Raw genomic sequence first — 18,091 nt, forward strand, 5'->3', positions numbered from 1 at the left:
AAGACTGACATTTTGTCGGTCGCCATTCAATAGTAACCTATGCTTTCTTGATACTCAATGCGTCTTTTTCCACATTTACAGAAACATTTACCGTATCTCCGGGTCGTAAACCGGCAGAAACGATCAGCTCGGACAGTCCATCCTCCAAATAACTTTGGATAGCACGTTTCAACGGACGTGCTCCGAATTGGGCATCATAGCCTTTCGAGGCAAGGAACTTCTTAGCGTCCTCATTTACCATCAATTTATAACCGATTGTTTCAATCCGCTCATACAAGCCCTTCAGTTCAATATCCACTATTTGGGTTATGGCTTCCAATGAAAGCTGGTCAAAAGTGATGATTTCATCCAGACGATTCAGAAACTCCGGAGCAAAAGTTTTATTTAAAGCTTTCTGTATCACACTACGAGAATACTCACTGTCGTTCATACGGTTTTGCGCAGTAAAACCAACACCTCGGCCGAACTCCTTTAATTGGCGCGTGCCGATGTTAGAAGTCATGATGATCACGGTATTCTTAAAATCAACGGTTCTGCCATAATTGTCAGTCAAACGCCCCTCATCCAATACTTGCAACAAGATATTGAATACATCCGAATGCGCTTTCTCTATTTCGTCCAACAAAACAATAGAATATGGCTTACGCCGCACCTTTTCAGTCAATTGTCCACCTTCTTCATATCCTACGTAGCCCGGAGCCGCCCCAATCATGCGAGATACGGTATATTTCTCCATGTATTCACTCATGTCGATGCGTATCAAAGCGTCGGTAGAACCAAACATATATTTGGCCAACTGTTTGGCCAAATGAGTTTTTCCAACTCCCGTAGGTCCAAGGAACATGAATGTCCCGATAGGACGGTTAGGGTCTTTCAAGCCTACGCGACTACGCAAAATGGCCTTGGTAAGCTTCTCAATAGCTTCATCTTGAGCGATCACTTTCGACTGCAATTCCTCCTTCATGTTTGCCAGTTTAAGTCCCTCATCCTGCGCCATACGCTGCACAGGCACACCCGACATCATGGAAATGACATTCGCAACCTCCTCTTCTCCCACCACTTTCCGATCATCTTTTAAGCGGGCTTCCCATTCAGCCTTCATCTCATCTAAGCGGACAGAAAGTTCTTTTTCACGGTCACGATAACTTGCCGCCAATTCAAAATTCTGTGATTTCACAGCTTCGGCTTTCAGATTACGCGCTTTTTCAATCAGCTCCTCTTGTTCCTCCATTTCTTTGGGAACATTGATATTCATCAGATGCATACGCGAACCGGCTTCATCCATGCCATCAATCGCCTTATCAGGAAAATTACGATCGGTGATATAGCGTCCCGACAATTTGACACAAGCCTCCAATGCTTCTTCTGTATAAGTCACGTTATGATGATCTTCATATTTGTTCTTGATGTTTTTCAATATTTGCAAGGTCTCTTCTGCTGTCGTAGGCTCAACGACCACTTTTTGAAAACGACGCTCCAAAGCACCGTCTTTTTCAATGTTCTTTCTATATTCATCAAGCGTAGTTGCTCCGATACATTGAATTTCGCCACGTGCCAAAGCCGGCTTCAACATGTTGGCCGCATCCATGGAACCGGCAGCCGCACCGGCTCCCACAATTGTATGGATTTCATCAATAAACAGAATAACATCCGGATTCTTCTGCAATTCATTGATAATGGAGCGAAGACGCTCTTCGAACTGACCTCGATATTTTGTTCCGGCCACTACCGAAGCCATATCAAGCATTACCACACGTTTATCAAACAAGATACGCGACACTTTCTTTTGGACAATACGCAAAGCCAAGCCTTCCACAATGGCAGATTTCCCCACACCCGGTTCACCGATAAGTACGGGATTATTCTTTTTACGGCGACTCAGAATCTGAGCCAAACGCTCAATTTCACGCTCACGCCCCACAACCGGATCCAACTTGCCTTCTTCGGCAGCTTTGGTCATATCTACGCCAAAGTTATCCAGTGCAGGAGTATTGTTGGATGATTTTCCGGAGGTAGTCTGAGCTATTGACGAGGATGAGCTTCCCATACCATGAGATTCACGAGAAAAACTCATATCATCTTCATCATCTTCATCTTCATCATCTTGAGGAATCCCCATTCCCGCATTCGTATTGGGCGATTTCATCGAAACCTGCTCAAATACAATTTGATAATCCACCTTTTCCTCTTTCAATATAGCGGCAGCTAAATTATCGTCATCTTTTAGGATAGCCAATAGGACATGCTCTGAATCTGCCGCCGCACTTTTCAGCAGACGGGCTTCCAGCATGCACATTTTTAAAATTTTAGTAGTCTTAGAAGTCAGGAAAATGTTTCCATCAGGTGGAATACTATATTCATCAACATCTTTCAGTATGTTATCCAAAGTTCTCTTCATCCTTTGCAAGTTTACATCCAATCTGATTAAAATCTCAATAGCCTTTCCTCCTCCGTCTCGCATCATGCCAAGTAGAAGATGCTCCGGAGCAATATATCCATTTTTCAGACGATTAGCTTCCTCCCTACTATAAGTAATAATATCAGAAACTCTTTGTGAAAATTGATTGTCCATATTCTATAATTCTTCTCTATAAATATTACCACAAATATACGTATTTATTATCTTTCAACGTATCATTCGATTACCTAATTTAACGATATACAAATCTCGTGCCACGATTTATCAGATAAACCATATCATTTACACCTTGATTATTATTAAAGACAGCTTAATCTTCATCCGGAGTAAATCCATGCCCACACTTATAACGAACAGTAAGCACGCACTTTAAAGGAAGACAGATCGGCATGAGAATACAAACAGACAACTAATCCTGAACGTGTGAAACAAATCTGTTTAGTAAATGTTTCCAAAAGTTTTTGTTCATAAACTTTTGTATGTTATAAAAAAGCAGTACTTTAGCATGGTTTTTCACGAACTCGAAAATGTGTAATTAATAATCTTCTTAAATGCTTGAACAAGACAGAATTATAAAGATTAACATCGAGGAGGAAATGAAGTCATCATACATTGACTACTCCATGTCAGTCATTGTTTCGCGTGCCCTTCCGGATGTTAGAGATGGTTTTAAACCCGTTCACCGAAGAATTCTTTTCGGGATGATGGGATTAGGAAATACTTCAGATAAACCTTATAAGAAATCAGCCAGAGTTGTTGGCGAAGTGCTGGGTAAATACCACCCCCATGGTGATTCATCCGTCTATGGTGCCTTAGTCCGCATGGCTCAGCCTTGGGCCATGCGCTACATGTTGGTAGACGGACAGGGCAACTACGGTTCCGTTGACGGCGATAGCGCAGCCGCCATGCGTTATACAGAATGCCGTTTGCGCAAAATCGGCGAAGACATGATGACAGATCTTGATAAGGAAACCGTTGATATGCAGAACAATTTCGACGACTCTTTGCAAGAGCCCACAGTTATGCCGACCCGTATTCCAAACCTTTTGGTGAACGGAGCATCAGGAATTGCGGTAGGTATGGCAACCAATATGCCGACTCACAATTTATCCGAGGTAATTGATGCTTGTATCGCATACATTGAAAACAACGACATTGACATAGAAGAGTTAATGAGCTACGTCAAAGCTCCCGACTTCCCGACCGGCGGATATATATATGGTATGAGTGGGGTTCGTGAAGCCTATCTCACAGGACGCGGGCGTGTAGTGATGCGTGCCCGGGCGGAAATAGAATCTGGTGCAACACACGATAAAATAGTCGTAACGGAGATTCCCTATGGCGTGAATAAAGCCGAACTGATAAAGAACATCGCAGATTTGGCCAATGAAAAGAGGATAGAAGGCATTTCTAACGCCAACGATGAATCCGACCGTGAAGGTATGCGCATCGTCATTGATGTGAAGCGTGACGCCAATGCAAGCATTGTGCTTAATAAGCTTTATAAAATGACTATGCTGCAAACATCGTTTGGTGTCAACAATGTAGCATTAGTACACGGACGCCCTCGTATTTTAAATTTAAAAGAACTCATAAAGTTCTTTATCGAGCATAGACATGATGTAGTAATTCGTCGTACGCAATATGATCTGCGTAAGGCCAAAGAACGTGCACACATATTGGAAGGCCTGATTATCGCATCTGATAACATCGACGAAGTAATAAAAATCATTCGTGCTGCGAAAACCCCTAACGATGCCATAGCAAACTTAATGGAACGCTTCCAATTAAGTGAAATACAATCGCGTGCCATTGTTGAAATGCGTTTGCGTCAGCTCACCGGACTGATGCAAGATCAGCTTCATGCGGAATACGAAGAAATCAAAAAGCAAATTGCATATTTGGAGGAGATTCTGGTTAATGACGATCTTTGCCGTAAGGTCATCAAAGACGAACTGATTGAAGTAAAAGATAAATATGGGGATGGACGTCGTTCCGAAATCGTCTATTCTTCAGAAGAATTCAATCCGGAAGACTTCTACGCAGATGATGAAATGATTATCACAATTTCTCATTTGGGATATATTAAACGTACTCCGTTAAGTGAATTCCGTGCGCAAAATCGGGGTGGGGTAGGTTCCAAAGGTACAGAAACCCGTGATGAAGATTTTGTAGAACACATTTATCCTGCCACTATGCATAACACCATGATGTTCTTCACACAAAAAGGCAAATGCTATTGGCTGAAAGTATATGAAATACCGGAAGGAACCAAAAACTCCAAAGGACGTGCCATCCAGAACCTTCTGAATATCGACTCTGACGATGCGGTGAATGCTTATTTACGTGTTAAGAATCTGAATGACGAAGACTTCATCAACAGTCATTACGTACTTTTCTGTACAAAAAATGGTGTCATCAAGAAGACATTACTCGAACAATACTCACGTCCTCGTCAAAATGGTGTAAATGCCATTACAATTCGAGAAGACGACCGCGTAATCGAAGTGCGTATGACAAACGGAGACAATGAAATAATCATTGCCAATCGTAATGGGCGTGCCATTCGCTTCCACGAAAGTGCAGTGCGTGTCATGGGACGTACCGCCACTGGTGTACGTGGTATGACATTGGATGAAGACGGGCAAGACGAGGTCGTTGGTATGATATGCATAACAGATCCCGAAACAGAAACGATTATGGTAGTTTCCGAACAAGGATACGGCAAGCGTTCTGATATTGAAGATTATCGCAAAACCAATCGTGGAGGTAAGGGGGTAAAGACAATGAATATTACTGATAAAACCGGAAAATTAGTAACGATCAAATCTGTGACCGACGAGAATGATTTGATGATTATTAACAAATCCGGTATCACCATCCGTCTGAAAGTAGCCGATGTGCGTATCATGGGGCGCGCCACACAAGGTGTACGCCTTATCAACCTTGAAAAGCGCAACGATGAAATAGGTTCCGTATGTAAGGTTAATTCAGAAAACGAAGAAGAATTCATAGAAGGCGAGAATCTTCTTGACAATCCGGCCGATGAAATAAATGACGAAATAAAAGAATAGACATAATATTAATTTAAAATTTCAACAATCATGAAAAGAGTACTATTTTCAATGGTTTTACTACTTGTCGCAAGCTTTATTTTTGCTCAAGAAAAAATTATAAAGGAAGCCAAGAGTATCGCTAACGAAGTAAAGCCGGACTTTGCCAAAGCAGAGTCATTGATTAATCAGGCCCTAACCAATCCTGAGACGAAAGACAATGCCGATGCATGGGATGTAGCAGGATTTATCCAAAGACGTAGAAGTGAAAAGGAAATGGAAAATGCTTATTTAAGAAAGCCTTATGACACGCTTCAAGTATACAACAGCGCATTGAACATGTGCAAATATTACTTTAAATGTGACGAATTGGCGCAAATTCCAAACGAGAAAGGTAAAATTAAGAATAAATATAGAAAGGCAAATGCCGCATCTATTTTGGCAGAACGTGGAAATTTAATCAACGGCGGTATCCAATATTTCAATTCCGCTTCGCAAAAAGAAGGTGCTGCCGCTACAGAAGATAACAAGAAAGCACTTGATTTCTTTGCAACTTACATCAATATAGCAACAAATCAGATGTTTGAGAAAGAAAATCTACTCCAAACAGATACTGTATTGCCTCAAATAGCTTATTATGCAAGTTTAACTGCAGCTAAGATGGAGGATTATCCTAATGTACTGAAATATGCCCCATATGCAAAGAACGACAAAGAAGTTGGGAAATACGCCATGGAGTTTATTTCCACTGCATTAAAAGCCCAAGGTGATACGATTAATTGGATTGCGTCTTTGAAAGAAGGTATTCAAAAATATCCTGATCATTCTTTCTTCTTTGGACATTTGATTGATTATTATAGCAATAACAATAAATATGATGAAGCAATGAAGTTTGCTGATGACATGCTAACTAAAGACCCCAATAACACATTCTATCTATACGTAAAAGGCTATCTTTATCATAATATGAAGGACTATGCTAAGGCTATTGAATTCTATACAAAGACAGTAGAAGTAGATCCCAATTACGCAGAAGCATATTCTAATTTAGGTTTAATATATTGCCTGCAAGCTCAAGATTTCTCTGAAACAGCAACAACAGATGTAAATGATCCCAAATACAAGACTGATCAAGTTACTTTGAAAGCTTTCTACGAAAAAGCAAGACCCAACTATGAGAAAGCAAGAGAACTGAAACCTGACCAAAAAGAACTATGGTTGAATGGTTTGTATAGAGTATACTATAACTTGCAACTGGGTTCGGAATTTGAAGAAATTGAAAAATTGATGCAATAATTCAAATAAGCAGGAAGAAAACCACCTTCGCCTTCGTTTTCTTCCTGCTTATCAAAATAATAAGTTTTGATTTATTACTATATAAAGATTTTTCATGTTTTATATATTAAACATAACATTGATTATAAATAATAAATATTGCAATTATAGAGAGCCCTCTAAACTTATAAGGTTTAAAAATTTACGTCAAATCTGGCCACATATAACCAATAATGGTGTATCAGAATGAAAAATCATTTTTCTGGCAATGCCAGGATTGAATAAACGAGAAAATATATTTCTTTTATAGGAAGTCAATGTGATGATATCAATATGATTATTCCTTATATAATGCTCTAAATGACTAAGTATATCATCACTTGTCACAATGTCATAATGAAATTCTTGTTGCGGATATTGTTTTTGAAAATATTCCTTAATTCCTGCTAACTTAATTTCGGTCCAAGCATCTTTCATTTCTGAAAGGTGAATCAGAGATATGGAAAAATCAAATGGTTTCAAATAATTAATAAGCGAGTCAAGGGCTATTAAATCACGTTGATCAAAATTTGTGATAAACGCAATTCGCTTAGCTTCAGTAAATCGTTTGAATGGAATATTTTCAGGAATAGCAACATGCTTTTAAAGAATAACTGGAGAAATCTACCGGAATCAATACTTTATTATTGTTCTTCTCTATTTGAGGGGTCTTACCTCCTACTACTTCTTCTGACAACCATGATGAACTTTCTGTGATTCTCAAGGCATGAGGTAAGTCACTCTCTTTGATACGTACACGGACACCTGACGAAACAATCGGCTGTATTTGATTAACATTGTGGATATAGGTTTCTATACCCTCATTTTCAAGCACATTCTTTAAAATCTGTGCTTTGACATAGGTCAGAATAGCTAATGTAACTAATTTGTCTTCCATGCCTTTTTTAGGGGGGGTAATCAGATCAACCCATTGATATTTTTCTTCCTTGACAAATAAGAAATCCCAACCGATTTTATCAATTGGGATTCTATCTACTCCTCTTTCTTATACTTGAATGGGTTCTGTTGCATCATTACCCACCTCATCCAATATTTTTAAAGCACGTTCCAATACCGTAGTGTCATCAATCATAACTAATCCCCCATCCGGCCCGGGCTCCAAGTGGATTCCAACACTTTTTCCTTCTTTAAAATTATGTCCACCGAAGAAATTTCTTACCGTATCAACGTTCAGTCCTAATTCATCGGCAATTCTATGCATGCTTCCGGTGGGTAATGCGTCCTTAATCTTACGTAATTCATTAAATGTTATTGTCCTCATATTGATAAATTTAATGGTTAATACTCTTACTCTTTTATTATTACGCTATAAACTTAAGGAAAAAAAAAGATAAAACAAATTATTTCCTTATCTTTTTTCAAAAAGCAATCAAATCCTAAAAGAGAATATAATACCCGGTTGATAACCTCAGTGTTTTATCTTGAAAACACTCAAAGATAGAGGAAAAAAAGAACAATTAAATCCTTTCTATTGAAACATCAGGCACCCACCCTACCTTACCGTCTTCCAGACGAATTTCTTTCCATTCACGCATGGAATTATCCTTGATTTCAACCTTGCATCCTTCATGAAGGATAAATAATCCCACACCACTTTCGCTGGGGGTACTACGCACTGTCACACTGGGTACCAACACTATGGCATCATTTCGTTCAGTCAATTGACGTTTCTGCTGCGCTGCAAATACATTGCTCAAAACGACCAATATCAACCATACAGATCCGGCAAAGAAAGCCACTTTTTTCACAATAACCTGCTTTGAGAAAAAAAAGAGACAACATGATATGAGAAAAAGTATAAAAAACACGACTCCCAATTTGGCCCATGCATCTACACTGAGCATATTTATCAAAGCCTTAGTCCACACCACAAAAAAGATTTCCGGAACCGAAGCAATCTTATCGACTGTTTTTGCACGTGCTATCTCCAAGTTGGCACGAATATCGGCATTGCCCGGCTGCAACGACAAAGCACGCTCGTAATTCAAGATTGCTCTGGCTATATTATCTATCTTATAGTAACAGTTCCCTAAATTATAATATACTTCGGAAGCTTCACCTTTCTTCAACAGATCCTCATAAATCCGGATGGCAGAAGCATAATCATTCCGTATATAAGCGCTGTCCCCTTTGGCCTTTGTAATATTGCTTTCTTGGTTTTCTGCTGAAAATTCCGCATGAGAACCAACAGAAAGCGAATCATTGCGAACTTGCAATGTATCTTCTACAGAATTCTGACCATAAGCAGCCAAAGCTATCACACAACTAAGAGCTAAAAATAATATCTTGTTCATTACCATATCCTCCCGATTAACGTTTGATTGAGTTTTCCATTTTACTGATAACCTTCAATGAAGCCGAATAAACCTTATCCATGGCTTGATTGTCATCTCCAGGAGCGAAGCGAACAAACTCACAATCGTTCAATGTCTCTAAAAATTCATTTATCAGCCCATCATCAACGCCATAGTTACGTAGTTCCTCTTCAATATTATCCCTGGACAAGCGAGAAACCGGAATATTCAACTTATCACTGATATACCCCCAAAGAGCCTTCAATACTTCATCATAGAAAGCATCTTTTTTATTGTCAGCCAGTAATTTTCCGGCCTGCTTCATTCGTTTCACAGCAACCTTGTTGGCTTTCTTGGTACGCATTCCTGCAACATTCGAATTGGCAGCTATCTGTTTACGATATACAATGAAGAAGATTATAAATATAATGCCCGGTATTAAATAAAACAACCAATATATGAAAGAGCCAAAGAAGAAATCTCCTCTTTGAGATAGTTGTACATCGTTTTGTTTAATGAAACGGATATCTTCATTCAGAACCTTCAAATCTTCCTTGTTCGTAAAATTAGCAATGGTTTGTTCTGCATTACCTGCTCCCTTTTCCACATTCAGTTCATATTCTTCCGTAGTCGCGGTTTTATATGAACGAGTATTTATATCGAAATAGCTGAACGATACAGCCGGAATCTTATAGGTTCCGGCATTGCGTGGAATTGCCAAATATTCAATCACTTTACTGCCGGAAAGTCCAGAATTAATCAGGCGGAACTTATTGTCGACTTTCGGATCATATACTTCAAAATCCTCAGGGAATTTAACTTCGGGATTAGACAGCAATTTCAAATTACCGGTACCCGATATAACCAGTTTCACTGTGACCGCATCATTGGTCTTAACCTTGGTACTATTGATGGAAGAAGTTATATTGAATTCTCCTACTCCTCCTGAAAAACCTGTCGGTTTACCTGCCGGTAATGATTTTACATCAATTGTCATTTGAGGAGTCAGAATCATTTTTTTCACCTCCACATAATTGCTCCCTCCATTGAAAAATGCTTCAAAAGGGTCGGATATCTGTGTTCTCTTGGCAATAGAAGCATCGAAACGAGCAGCATCTATCGTCAACTTACCCGATTGTTGCGGAAACAGCACAAACTGACGATAGATTGTTGTCTGATAGTTTCTGCCTTTATAATGCTCCAGTTCCCATCTTCTATCAGTAGGAAGTTCCACTTCCTGAGAATGAAATCCCTTAAAATCAGGAAGTTTCACATTATCAAATGTTCTCAAATCGACCAACGTATATATCTTGTATGTCAGCAAGAAAGCTTCTTGCTCAAACACCGTGGTTTTATCGGCGGTAACAGTAATAAACAAGTCTGTATTCGACACCGATGCTCCCGAAGAAGCACGACCGGCCACTCCTCCACTTTGTTTGCTACCATTTCCTGATGCGGCATTAGCGGCTTGATCTGCAGGAATAACCCGCACACGTACAGAATTTGATATCAACTGATTACCATCGGCTGTAATGGTTGCACCCGGAATAGAAAAATTACCTTCCGAAGTAGCCATCAAGATATAAGTAAACGTAATGCTTCCGGTCGAAGTTGTCTGACCATTGATTATCTGCACACTGCTTTGTTCCGAGCGGCTGGGGCCCATCAATATGTCGAATCCTTTAATCGATGGAGCAGCACGGAAGTCTCTTACTTTCTGTGTAGTCACTGTATACGACAGTCTGAACTGGTCTCCTACCGCCACCACATCAGGGGCGGATGCAGTAAATGACACTTTATCATCAGCAAAAAGTTTCACGCTGACTGTTATCAGCACCATCCATAAGAAAACTATTTTTCTCATATAGAATTTCCTCATAATATTGTTACCAATCTTTTTCCAAACGCCCACCTTGAATGACTTGCTGCTTCTTCACCTTATCCTGCACCTCTTTTTCATCTTGCATAATCGAGTTCAAAAGTTGCTCGGCATTGTCTTTAGACATTTCATTCTCATTCTTCTCCGGTTTAGCAGGTGGTTGCTGCTGTTGTTCCTGATTCTTATCTTGATTTTGATTCTGCTTTTGCTTTTCCTGTTCTTTCTGTTGCTCGTTTTTATCTTGATTTTGCTCTTGGTTTTGGTTCTGCTTTTGCTGGTCATTCAGCATCTTCTGAGCCAGTGCAAGGTTGTAGCGTGTTTCATCATCTTTCGGATTGTTACGCAATGACTCCTTATAAGCTTCGACAGCCTTGGCATAATCTTTCTGTGAATGTAATATGACGCCCATATTATGATAAATCTGCGACAACCTCGACTTATCCTTTTCTAATTTAGTGGCTGCCACATACTGCTCCATAGCCTCCTTGAGTTTATTCTGATGGGCCAGCGTATTTCCTATATTAAACATGGAAACTGTTGATTTAGGATTCACTTCCAAAGCTTTTCGATAGTTCACCTCGGCATTTACATACACACTATCTTTAAAAAAGCGGTTCCCCTTGCGAATCAAGTCACGCTCGGCCTTTTGGGCAGAAACAGAAACCGTTAAGAATAACAAGGAAAATATTCCGATATATTTTTTTTGTAACATACGTATTATTATTTCTTATTGGAGAATAAATGAATATTGCGAAATAAAGGATTCTTGCGCTCCATTATCAGCATCTCAATCAATAACAACAATAAAATAATCCACGCTATTGCCTGAAACTGTTCATTAAAATCAGTGTAGACTTGCGTTTCCACATCTGCCTTTGACATTTTATCAAGCTCCCCACTGATTGCCTTTTGAGCCCCGTTTGTGTTGTCCACACGCACATAAATTCCATTCCCCGCTTGAGCAATCTCCTGACACATCTGCTCATTCAAACGGGTCACGATAACATTGCCATCTCTATCACGGCGATAATCATTCGTTCCCTCCATCGGAATCGGAGCACCTTCGGGCATGCCTACTCCCAAAACATTAACCTGAATGCCTTTCTCCGCAGCAACCTTTGCAGCTTCTGCCGCACCACCTTCATGATTTTCACCATCGGTAATCACAATGATAGCCCGTCCCACTCCCTCTTGTGGAGTGAAACTGCGGGCTGCTAAACTGATAGCAGCTCCAATAGCCGTCCCTTGTTTGGATATCAAGGAGGGATCTATGGACTCCAAAAACATCTTGGCAGAAATGTAATCGCTCGTGATAGGCAACTGCGTAAATGCATCGCCGGCAAAAACTATCATACCAACCTTGTCATTCTGCATCTTGTCGACTAATTGCGCCACCAACCGTTTTGCCTTTTGCAAGCGGCTTGGCTGTACATCTTGAGCCAACATCGAGTTAGATATATCCAATGCAATCATCACCTCCACTCCCTGACGCTTCACCGTCTCCAGTTTAGAACCGAATTGCGGACGGGCCAGCAGGACTATGAATAATCCGATAGCCCCAAATGTCAACCAAAATTTTATGTCCGGACGATACTTGGAAACATCGGGCATCAATTGTGCCATCAGTTCCGGGTCGCCAAACTTACGGATGGCTCTCTTCCTTCGATAATTGGAGTACAAATAGAAAGCCGCCAATAGGGGTAGCAGCAACAATAAGTATAAATATGCAGGTTCTTCCAATCGAAACATCTTCTTACTCTATTTTACGATTTACTATTTTACCACTTGTATCTAAAATCATGGAATCTTCTTCAAGATAGAATTACGCAACAAAACCTCCAGCAACAGGCACAAGAAAGCAACCAATGCAAACCGGCGGAACTCTTCCTTACGCTTGCTGTATTCCTTCACATTCAGTTTTGTCTTTTCCAGTTTATCTATCTCTTCATACACTTCTTTCAGTTTCGAGTTACTGGTTGCACGGAAATAGTTACCTTCGGTGGTGCCGGCAATCTGCGTCAAAGTCTTCTCATCAATTTCAACCGGCATATTGACATACTGCACTGTTCCCCCTACCGGATAAGGATAGGGAGCCATGCCATTGCTTCCCACGCCGATGGTATAAACACGAATGCCAAAGCTTTTGGCAATTTCAGCAGCGGTTAAAGGAGAGATGTCACCTTTATTGTTGACACCATCCGTCAACAGAATAATCACCTTTGATTTGGCTTTGCTATCCTTCAAGCGAGTAACCGCATTGGCAATTCCCATGCCGATAGCCGTTCCGTCTTCAATCAGCCCACATTTCATATCCTTAAGCAAATTCAACAAAACAGCATGATCTACCGTCAACGGACACTGTGTAAAACTTTCTCCGGCAAACAAGGTGATGCCGATGTTATCATTCGGACGGCCATTTATGAACTCTGCCGCCACATCTTTGGCTGCTTCCAGCCGGTTCGGCTTCAAGTCTTCGGCCAACATACTGGTAGAAATATCCATGGCAAGCATAATATCAATGCCTTCAATCTCACTGTTTTGCCAGCTATTGGTAGTTTGTGGACGCGCCAAAACCAAAATAATCAAAACCAAAGCAATGATGCGCAACACAAACGGCACATGCAGCAAGTAGTTCTTATAGCTTTTGGGAGTATGCGCATATACACGAGCATCTGAAATCTGAAGTGCAGCTTCATTTTTCTTCCGTTTCATGATATACCATACGATATAAGGTATAAGCAACAGCAGCAAAAACAAATATTCAATATTGGCGAAAACCATATTCATTCACTCTTTTAACTATTTACAATTTACGGTGGAGTTACTTTTGTCTGCTAAGCAAAGTAGTTATACAACTCCAGCCCCATATATACTAACGAACCTATAAGCGCGGCAAGCAATGCCGTAATACCCACACCAAGCAGCACCTTGGTACGTAAAGAGCGCTTCTCGATGATAGTTATTTCAGCAGGTTGCGGTCGGGCATTTTCCTCCTCCTCCTTCGTTTCATTAATAAACTCAATGGCATGAATCAAATTGGCATCATTCTCATTCATCAATGGATTGTGCTTGGCAAATTTCACCAAATCGGCAGTCTGAAATAATTCACGCAAATCGAGAATCGCCTCTTTATCTTTTATTTCCAATAGTTTACCTATTATTTCAGAAGAAGTCATTTCTAAGGCATTGAAGCCAAAACGATTCTGGATATATGAGCGAAGGGCGTCTGTAAGCTCCGTATAATACTCCTTCGGCTCACCTTTCTGCCAGACCTTCTCATTTTTGATGCGCTCCATTTCGCGGATTGCCAGTTGATGGGGAGGTAATTTCGGCTCTACTTTTATTTTGCGAATGATGGGCTTATTATCAAAGAAGCGCTTCAACAGATATACAAACAGCACGCACAAGGGGATGACAAGCACAGCGCAAACTATAAAGCCATACCAATCTTCCCAGACAAAAGGAGCCTGCATCACTGTTTTAGGTCCGAAAAATTGCTCCGGATTCTCGGGGTCTAAAGGCACATCCACAGAATAGACCTTCAACGCCAACGCTTTGGAAGCATATTTCTTATTGTCCACCATCACCTCCATGGGTGGCAGGTAATAAAGTGCCGAGTCAAAGGAAGTGACCGTATACTCTTGTGTTATTAATGCCCGCTTGCCACCATTCAGCAGTTGTGTGTCCGGCTTAGCCACCTCAACAATCTCCACTCCCTTTACCAAAGTATCGGTGTATACCGGAAAGATGGCACGTTTATCGGCATCCAATGCAACTTGGAGCTTTATCTTTGCCTGCTCTCCGATAAGAATCTGCAAAGAATCGATAGTAGCATCCACCGTAACGGACTGAGCCGACACCCTGCCGGTCAATGCCCCCAGCATTATTATCAGAAATAAATATCTTTTCATTTCTCGATCAATTTCGTTTTGCAAACAAGTTCATCAAAGCTTTGACATAATCCTGATCAGTACGCACCGAAACATTATCAACATTACTTTTAGTAAACACTTCGTTCAGTTCCGTCTGCTTACGGAGCCACCATTCGCGATGGGCACGACGAACGGCGCGTGAAGATGTATCAATCCATTGTTCATGCCCTGTTTCCGCATCCTTGATTTTCATCAGACCTACGGCAGGCAACTCTTCCACACGCCGGTCGTAAACCTGAATAGCCACAACATCATGCTTCCGGTTGGCAATAGTCATCGCATTCTTAAAGTTTTCCTGATCAATAAAATCGGATAAAATGAAGGCGGTACACCGGCGTTTCATCACATTGGTCAGATACTCCAGTCCAAGATGGATGTTCGTCCGGCGGCTTTCTGCCTGAAAATCCAACAGCTCTCGTATGATATAAAGTATATGCCTGCGTCCCTTCTTGGGAGGAATAAACTTCTCTATCCGGTCTGAAAAGAAGATAACGCCAATCTTATCGTTGTTCTGAATAGCCGAAAAAGCAAGAGTTGCGGCAATCTCCGTCACCATATCCTTCTTCATCTGCTTCACCGTTCCGAACTCCAAACTACCCGAAACATCCACCAGCAACATCACGGTCAACTCACGCTCTTCCTCAAACACTTTTACATAAGGCTTGTTAAAACGAGCTGTGACATTCCAGTCGATGTCACGTATATCATCGCCGAACTGATATTCGCGCACTTCAGAAAAAGCCATTCCCCTACCCTTAAAAGCCGAATGATATTGTCCGGCAAAGATGTTATTGGATAATCCGCGCGTCTTTATTTCAATCTGACGGACTTTCTTTAAAAGTTCTGTTGTCTCCATTTATTTATACATCTCATTAGCTAAAAACACGAAACCTCCTATCGGAAAGTATTCGCTTTTTCATCCGCACAGCCTTAGGATTTGGGGCTGTATATCCGTAACATCAAGGCACTTCGACCTTATTCAATATCTTGCTGACAATTTCGTCCGAGGTCATATTGCCGGCCTCCGCCTCATACGTCAGGCCGATACGATGGCGCAATACGTCGTGAGCCACGGCACGCACATCTTCCGGAATCACATAGCCGCGACGCTTGATAAACGCATAGCTACGGGCTGCCAACGCCAAATTGATAGAAGCACGAGGCGAGCCTCCGAAGCCAATCATATCTTTCAACTCCTTCAAATCATATTTTTCAGGATAGCGTGTGGCAAATACGATATCAACAATGTATTTTTCAATTTTCTCATCCAGATAAACTTGACGAACAACCTTACGGGCTGCTACTATCTCGTCCGCTTTCAAAATGGGCTTTACACTAAATTTATCACCATTGATGTTCTGGCGGATAATCAGTTTCTCTTCTTCCAATTTCGGATAGTCGATTACTACTTTCAGCATGAAACGGTCCACTTGGGCTTCGGGCAACGGATAAGTACCCTCTTGTTCTATCGGATTTTGCGTAGCCAGCACCAAGAACGGTTCAGGCAGGCCGAAAGTCTCTTTACCGATAGTAACCTGACGTTCCTGCATGGCTTCCAACAAGGCACTCTGCACCTTGGCCGGAGCACGGTTAATTTCATCGGCCAATACAAAATTGGCGAAAACGGGACCTTTTTTTACTTGAAAGGTTTCGTCTTTCTGACTGTAAACCATTGTACCGATAACATCGGCCGGCAACAAGTCGGGCGTAAACTGAATGCGGCTGTATTGAGCATCTATCAGTGACGCCAGTGTCTTGATAGCTAATGTTTTTGCCAAACCGGGCACACCTTCCAACAGTACATGCCCATCAGATAACAACCCTATCAACAACGACTCTACCAAATGCTTTTGTCCTACGATGACCTGGTCCATGCCCGTGGTAAGATTGGTAACGAAAGCACTTTGTCTTTCAATCCGCTCATTCAATTCGCGAATGTCAACTATTTCAGCCATAAATCAAACTATTTTTTATATTTAACTTCTTCTTTTATCCCGTTTTTAAAACGGACATTTAAATTCGATCCCAAAAATACAGCAATAAATTAACCATGCCAACTAATATTTATTAAAAAAAGATTTGAAACCTTTAGATTAAACTACTTTCATAGAGTTTAGTATTTAACCAAAAAAAAAGCAGTACGTTTACTGCTTCTTAGCCAATTTGGGAATCTTGATTATAGTACCGTAAGGTACATTGTCGGGATTCTTAATCACATCCGGATTATGCTTCGCAATATAGGGCCAAAGAGCCTTTGTCCCATAAAAACGCAATGCTATTTTGGTCAATGTTTCTCCTTCCTTGACTGTATAAACGGTTTCCGTTCCAACAATTTGATAGCCTACGGAATCCGGCTCAAAAGGCACGGCGGCTTTTGGTTTTTCTTTCATCGGAACCGACTCTGATATTCCATCCTCTTTTGCAACAGGGTTCACTGTCGATGCAGCCACAACGGTCTCTATGGTATCCGTTCTGTCTGTCTCTTCAGTAGAGTCCCTTAGAGCAGCGCTGTCAGTCAACGCCGTATTGCTCTTACCGGCAGAAGCGTCTGTCCGAGGCTCCTCTTTTTTCTCTACCAAGGGTTTGGACAACGGTTTGTCCAGCAGGTCGGGATAATACATGAAAGCCACAGCGGCTCCACACAATACTACCACCAATACAACGATACCTATAAAATACTTTATAGTAGAAGCGTCAGCGGCATCTTTCTCATCTGTTGCAACATCTGTTTGAGGGATATCAGCTTCTTCCACGAGCGTGGGCTTCTCCATGCTACTTATGTCTTCAAGCGTGCGAGTTGTTTCATCGGCTTCCTCTTCATTCTCATCCTCCAATGGAGTGTCTTCAAAGGTAATATCATCATTCAGGGCAACCGATTCAAAATGCGAGAAAGGCTTGTTCACCGTATCCTTGAGAGCGGCATCGGGTGTAAACGATACTTTTGTATGCCCTTGGATTTCAAATCTCTCTCCTGTATTTACATTCACACTTTCACGGCTTCCTACCTCTATCAGCTTAAAAGTGCCCAAGCCTTTTATTTTCACATACTTATCCGTTTCCAGCGCTTCCTCTATCAACTGAAAAAACTCCTTCACAAAGCCATCGGCATGCTTCTTGCTCATGCCATGCTTTTCGGCAAGCATATCAATCAAATCCTGCATATTCAGTCTTTCATTCAT

General features: G+C 41.1%; 13 protein-coding genes and 1 pseudogene. 2 read left to right on the forward strand and 12 right to left on the reverse strand.

Annotation, left to right across the window (positions count from 1 at the left end; translation table 11 throughout):
• Positions 1 to 37: 37 nt before the first annotated feature.
• Positions 38 to 2,572, reverse strand: coding sequence for an ATP-dependent Clp protease ATP-binding subunit (locus C4H11_RS01900; RefSeq protein ID WP_106040259.1), 2,535 nt, complete (start codon positions 2,570 to 2,572; stop codon positions 38 to 40).
• Positions 2,573 to 2,970: 398 nt separating this feature from the next.
• Here C4H11_RS01900 and gyrA point away from each other — a divergent pair, with 398 nt between their 5' ends.
• The gene (gene gyrA / locus C4H11_RS01905) at positions 2,971 to 5,493 is read left to right on the forward strand and encodes a DNA gyrase subunit A (protein ID WP_106040260.1); all 2,523 of its coding nucleotides are present in this window, start codon (positions 2,971 to 2,973) and stop codon (positions 5,491 to 5,493) included.
• 30 nt (positions 5,494 to 5,523) lie between these two features.
• Positions 5,524 to 6,768: a tetratricopeptide repeat protein gene (locus C4H11_RS01910; protein ID WP_106040261.1), complete on the forward strand. Its 1,245-nt coding sequence runs from the start codon at positions 5,524 to 5,526 to the stop codon at positions 6,766 to 6,768.
• Between the two features lie 186 nt (positions 6,769 to 6,954).
• On the opposite strand, the pseudogene C4H11_RS01915 reads toward C4H11_RS01910, so the two are convergent.
• The 11 genes and pseudogenes from C4H11_RS01915 to C4H11_RS01965 form a co-directional block, all read right to left on the reverse strand.
• Positions 6,955 to 7,684 (reverse strand): annotated as a pseudogene (locus C4H11_RS01915) (hypothetical protein).
• A 108-nt stretch (positions 7,685 to 7,792) separates the two neighbouring features.
• Positions 7,793 to 8,068 carry a DNA-binding protein gene (locus C4H11_RS01920; protein WP_106040262.1) on the reverse strand — a complete coding sequence of 92 codons (276 nt, stop codon included), beginning with the start codon at positions 8,066 to 8,068 and terminating at the stop codon, positions 7,793 to 7,795.
• A gap of 196 nt (positions 8,069 to 8,264) precedes the next feature.
• On the reverse strand, positions 8,265 to 9,101 hold the full coding sequence (locus C4H11_RS01925) for a tetratricopeptide repeat protein (protein ID WP_205729976.1): 837 nt from the start codon (positions 9,099 to 9,101) through the stop codon (positions 8,265 to 8,267).
• 16 nt (positions 9,102 to 9,117) lie between these two features.
• The gene (locus tag C4H11_RS01930) at positions 9,118 to 10,965 is read right to left on the reverse strand and encodes a BatD family protein (protein WP_106043016.1); all 1,848 of its coding nucleotides are present in this window, start codon (positions 10,963 to 10,965) and stop codon (positions 9,118 to 9,120) included.
• A gap of 22 nt (positions 10,966 to 10,987) precedes the next feature.
• Positions 10,988 to 11,692 (reverse strand): tetratricopeptide repeat protein, encoded by a 705-nt coding sequence (locus tag C4H11_RS01935; RefSeq protein ID WP_106040264.1) that lies wholly within the window; start codon positions 11,690 to 11,692, stop codon positions 10,988 to 10,990.
• Positions 11,693 to 11,700: 8 nt separating this feature from the next.
• Complete coding sequence (locus C4H11_RS01940) at positions 11,701 to 12,729, reverse strand: VWA domain-containing protein (protein ID WP_106040265.1); 1,029 nt, start codon at positions 12,727 to 12,729, stop codon at positions 11,701 to 11,703.
• Between the two features lie 48 nt (positions 12,730 to 12,777).
• Positions 12,778 to 13,761, reverse strand: a complete 984-nt coding sequence (locus tag C4H11_RS01945) for a vWA domain-containing protein (RefSeq protein WP_106043018.1) — start codon at positions 13,759 to 13,761, stop codon at positions 12,778 to 12,780.
• A 53-nt stretch (positions 13,762 to 13,814) separates the two neighbouring features.
• Positions 13,815 to 14,891, reverse strand: coding sequence for a hypothetical protein (locus C4H11_RS01950; RefSeq protein WP_106040266.1), 1,077 nt, complete (start codon positions 14,889 to 14,891; stop codon positions 13,815 to 13,817).
• A gap of 7 nt (positions 14,892 to 14,898) precedes the next feature.
• Positions 14,899 to 15,768 carry a DUF58 domain-containing protein gene (locus C4H11_RS01955; RefSeq protein ID WP_106040267.1) on the reverse strand — a complete coding sequence of 290 codons (870 nt, stop codon included), beginning with the start codon at positions 15,766 to 15,768 and terminating at the stop codon, positions 14,899 to 14,901.
• A 103-nt stretch (positions 15,769 to 15,871) separates the two neighbouring features.
• Positions 15,872 to 16,867: an AAA family ATPase gene (locus tag C4H11_RS01960; protein WP_106040268.1), complete on the reverse strand. Its 996-nt coding sequence runs from the start codon at positions 16,865 to 16,867 to the stop codon at positions 15,872 to 15,874.
• 189 nt (positions 16,868 to 17,056) lie between these two features.
• Positions 17,057 to 18,091 carry an HU family DNA-binding protein gene (locus C4H11_RS01965; protein WP_106040269.1) on the reverse strand — a complete coding sequence of 345 codons (1,035 nt, stop codon included), beginning with the start codon at positions 18,089 to 18,091 and terminating at the stop codon, positions 17,057 to 17,059.

Source organism: Bacteroides zoogleoformans (assembly GCF_002998435.1).
Lineage (GTDB): Bacteria > Bacteroidota > Bacteroidia > Bacteroidales > Bacteroidaceae > Bacteroides > Bacteroides zoogleoformans.

Excerpts from the sequence above, each read along its gene's own strand:
- C4H11_RS01965 (WP_106040269.1), bottom strand. The coding sequence starts at position 18,091 with ATGAATGAAAGACTGAATATGCAGGATTTGATTGATATGCTTGCCGAA.
- gyrA (WP_106040260.1), top strand. The coding sequence starts at position 2,971 with ATGCTTGAACAAGACAGAATTATAAAGATTAACATCGAGGAGGAAATG.
- C4H11_RS01910 (WP_106040261.1), top strand. The coding sequence starts at position 5,524 with ATGAAAAGAGTACTATTTTCAATGGTTTTACTACTTGTCGCAAGCTTT.
- C4H11_RS01960 (WP_106040268.1), bottom strand. The coding sequence starts at position 16,867 with ATGGCTGAAATAGTTGACATTCGCGAATTGAATGAGCGGATTGAAAGA.
- C4H11_RS01925 (WP_205729976.1), bottom strand. The coding sequence starts at position 9,101 with ATGAACAAGATATTATTTTTAGCTCTTAGTTGTGTGATAGCTTTGGCT.
- C4H11_RS01900 (WP_106040259.1), bottom strand. The coding sequence starts at position 2,572 with ATGGACAATCAATTTTCACAAAGAGTTTCTGATATTATTACTTATAGT.
- C4H11_RS01945 (WP_106043018.1), bottom strand. The coding sequence starts at position 13,761 with ATGGTTTTCGCCAATATTGAATATTTGTTTTTGCTGCTGTTGCTTATA.
- C4H11_RS01930 (WP_106043016.1), bottom strand. The coding sequence starts at position 10,965 with ATGAGAAAAATAGTTTTCTTATGGATGGTGCTGATAACAGTCAGCGTG.
- C4H11_RS01955 (WP_106040267.1), bottom strand. The coding sequence starts at position 15,768 with ATGGAGACAACAGAACTTTTAAAGAAAGTCCGTCAGATTGAAATAAAG.
- C4H11_RS01935 (WP_106040264.1), bottom strand. The coding sequence starts at position 11,692 with ATGTTACAAAAAAAATATATCGGAATATTTTCCTTGTTATTCTTAACG.
- C4H11_RS01940 (WP_106040265.1), bottom strand. The coding sequence starts at position 12,729 with ATGTTTCGATTGGAAGAACCTGCATATTTATACTTATTGTTGCTGCTA.
- C4H11_RS01950 (WP_106040266.1), bottom strand. The coding sequence starts at position 14,891 with ATGAAAAGATATTTATTTCTGATAATAATGCTGGGGGCATTGACCGGC.
- C4H11_RS01920 (WP_106040262.1), bottom strand. The coding sequence starts at position 8,068 with ATGAGGACAATAACATTTAATGAATTACGTAAGATTAAGGACGCATTA.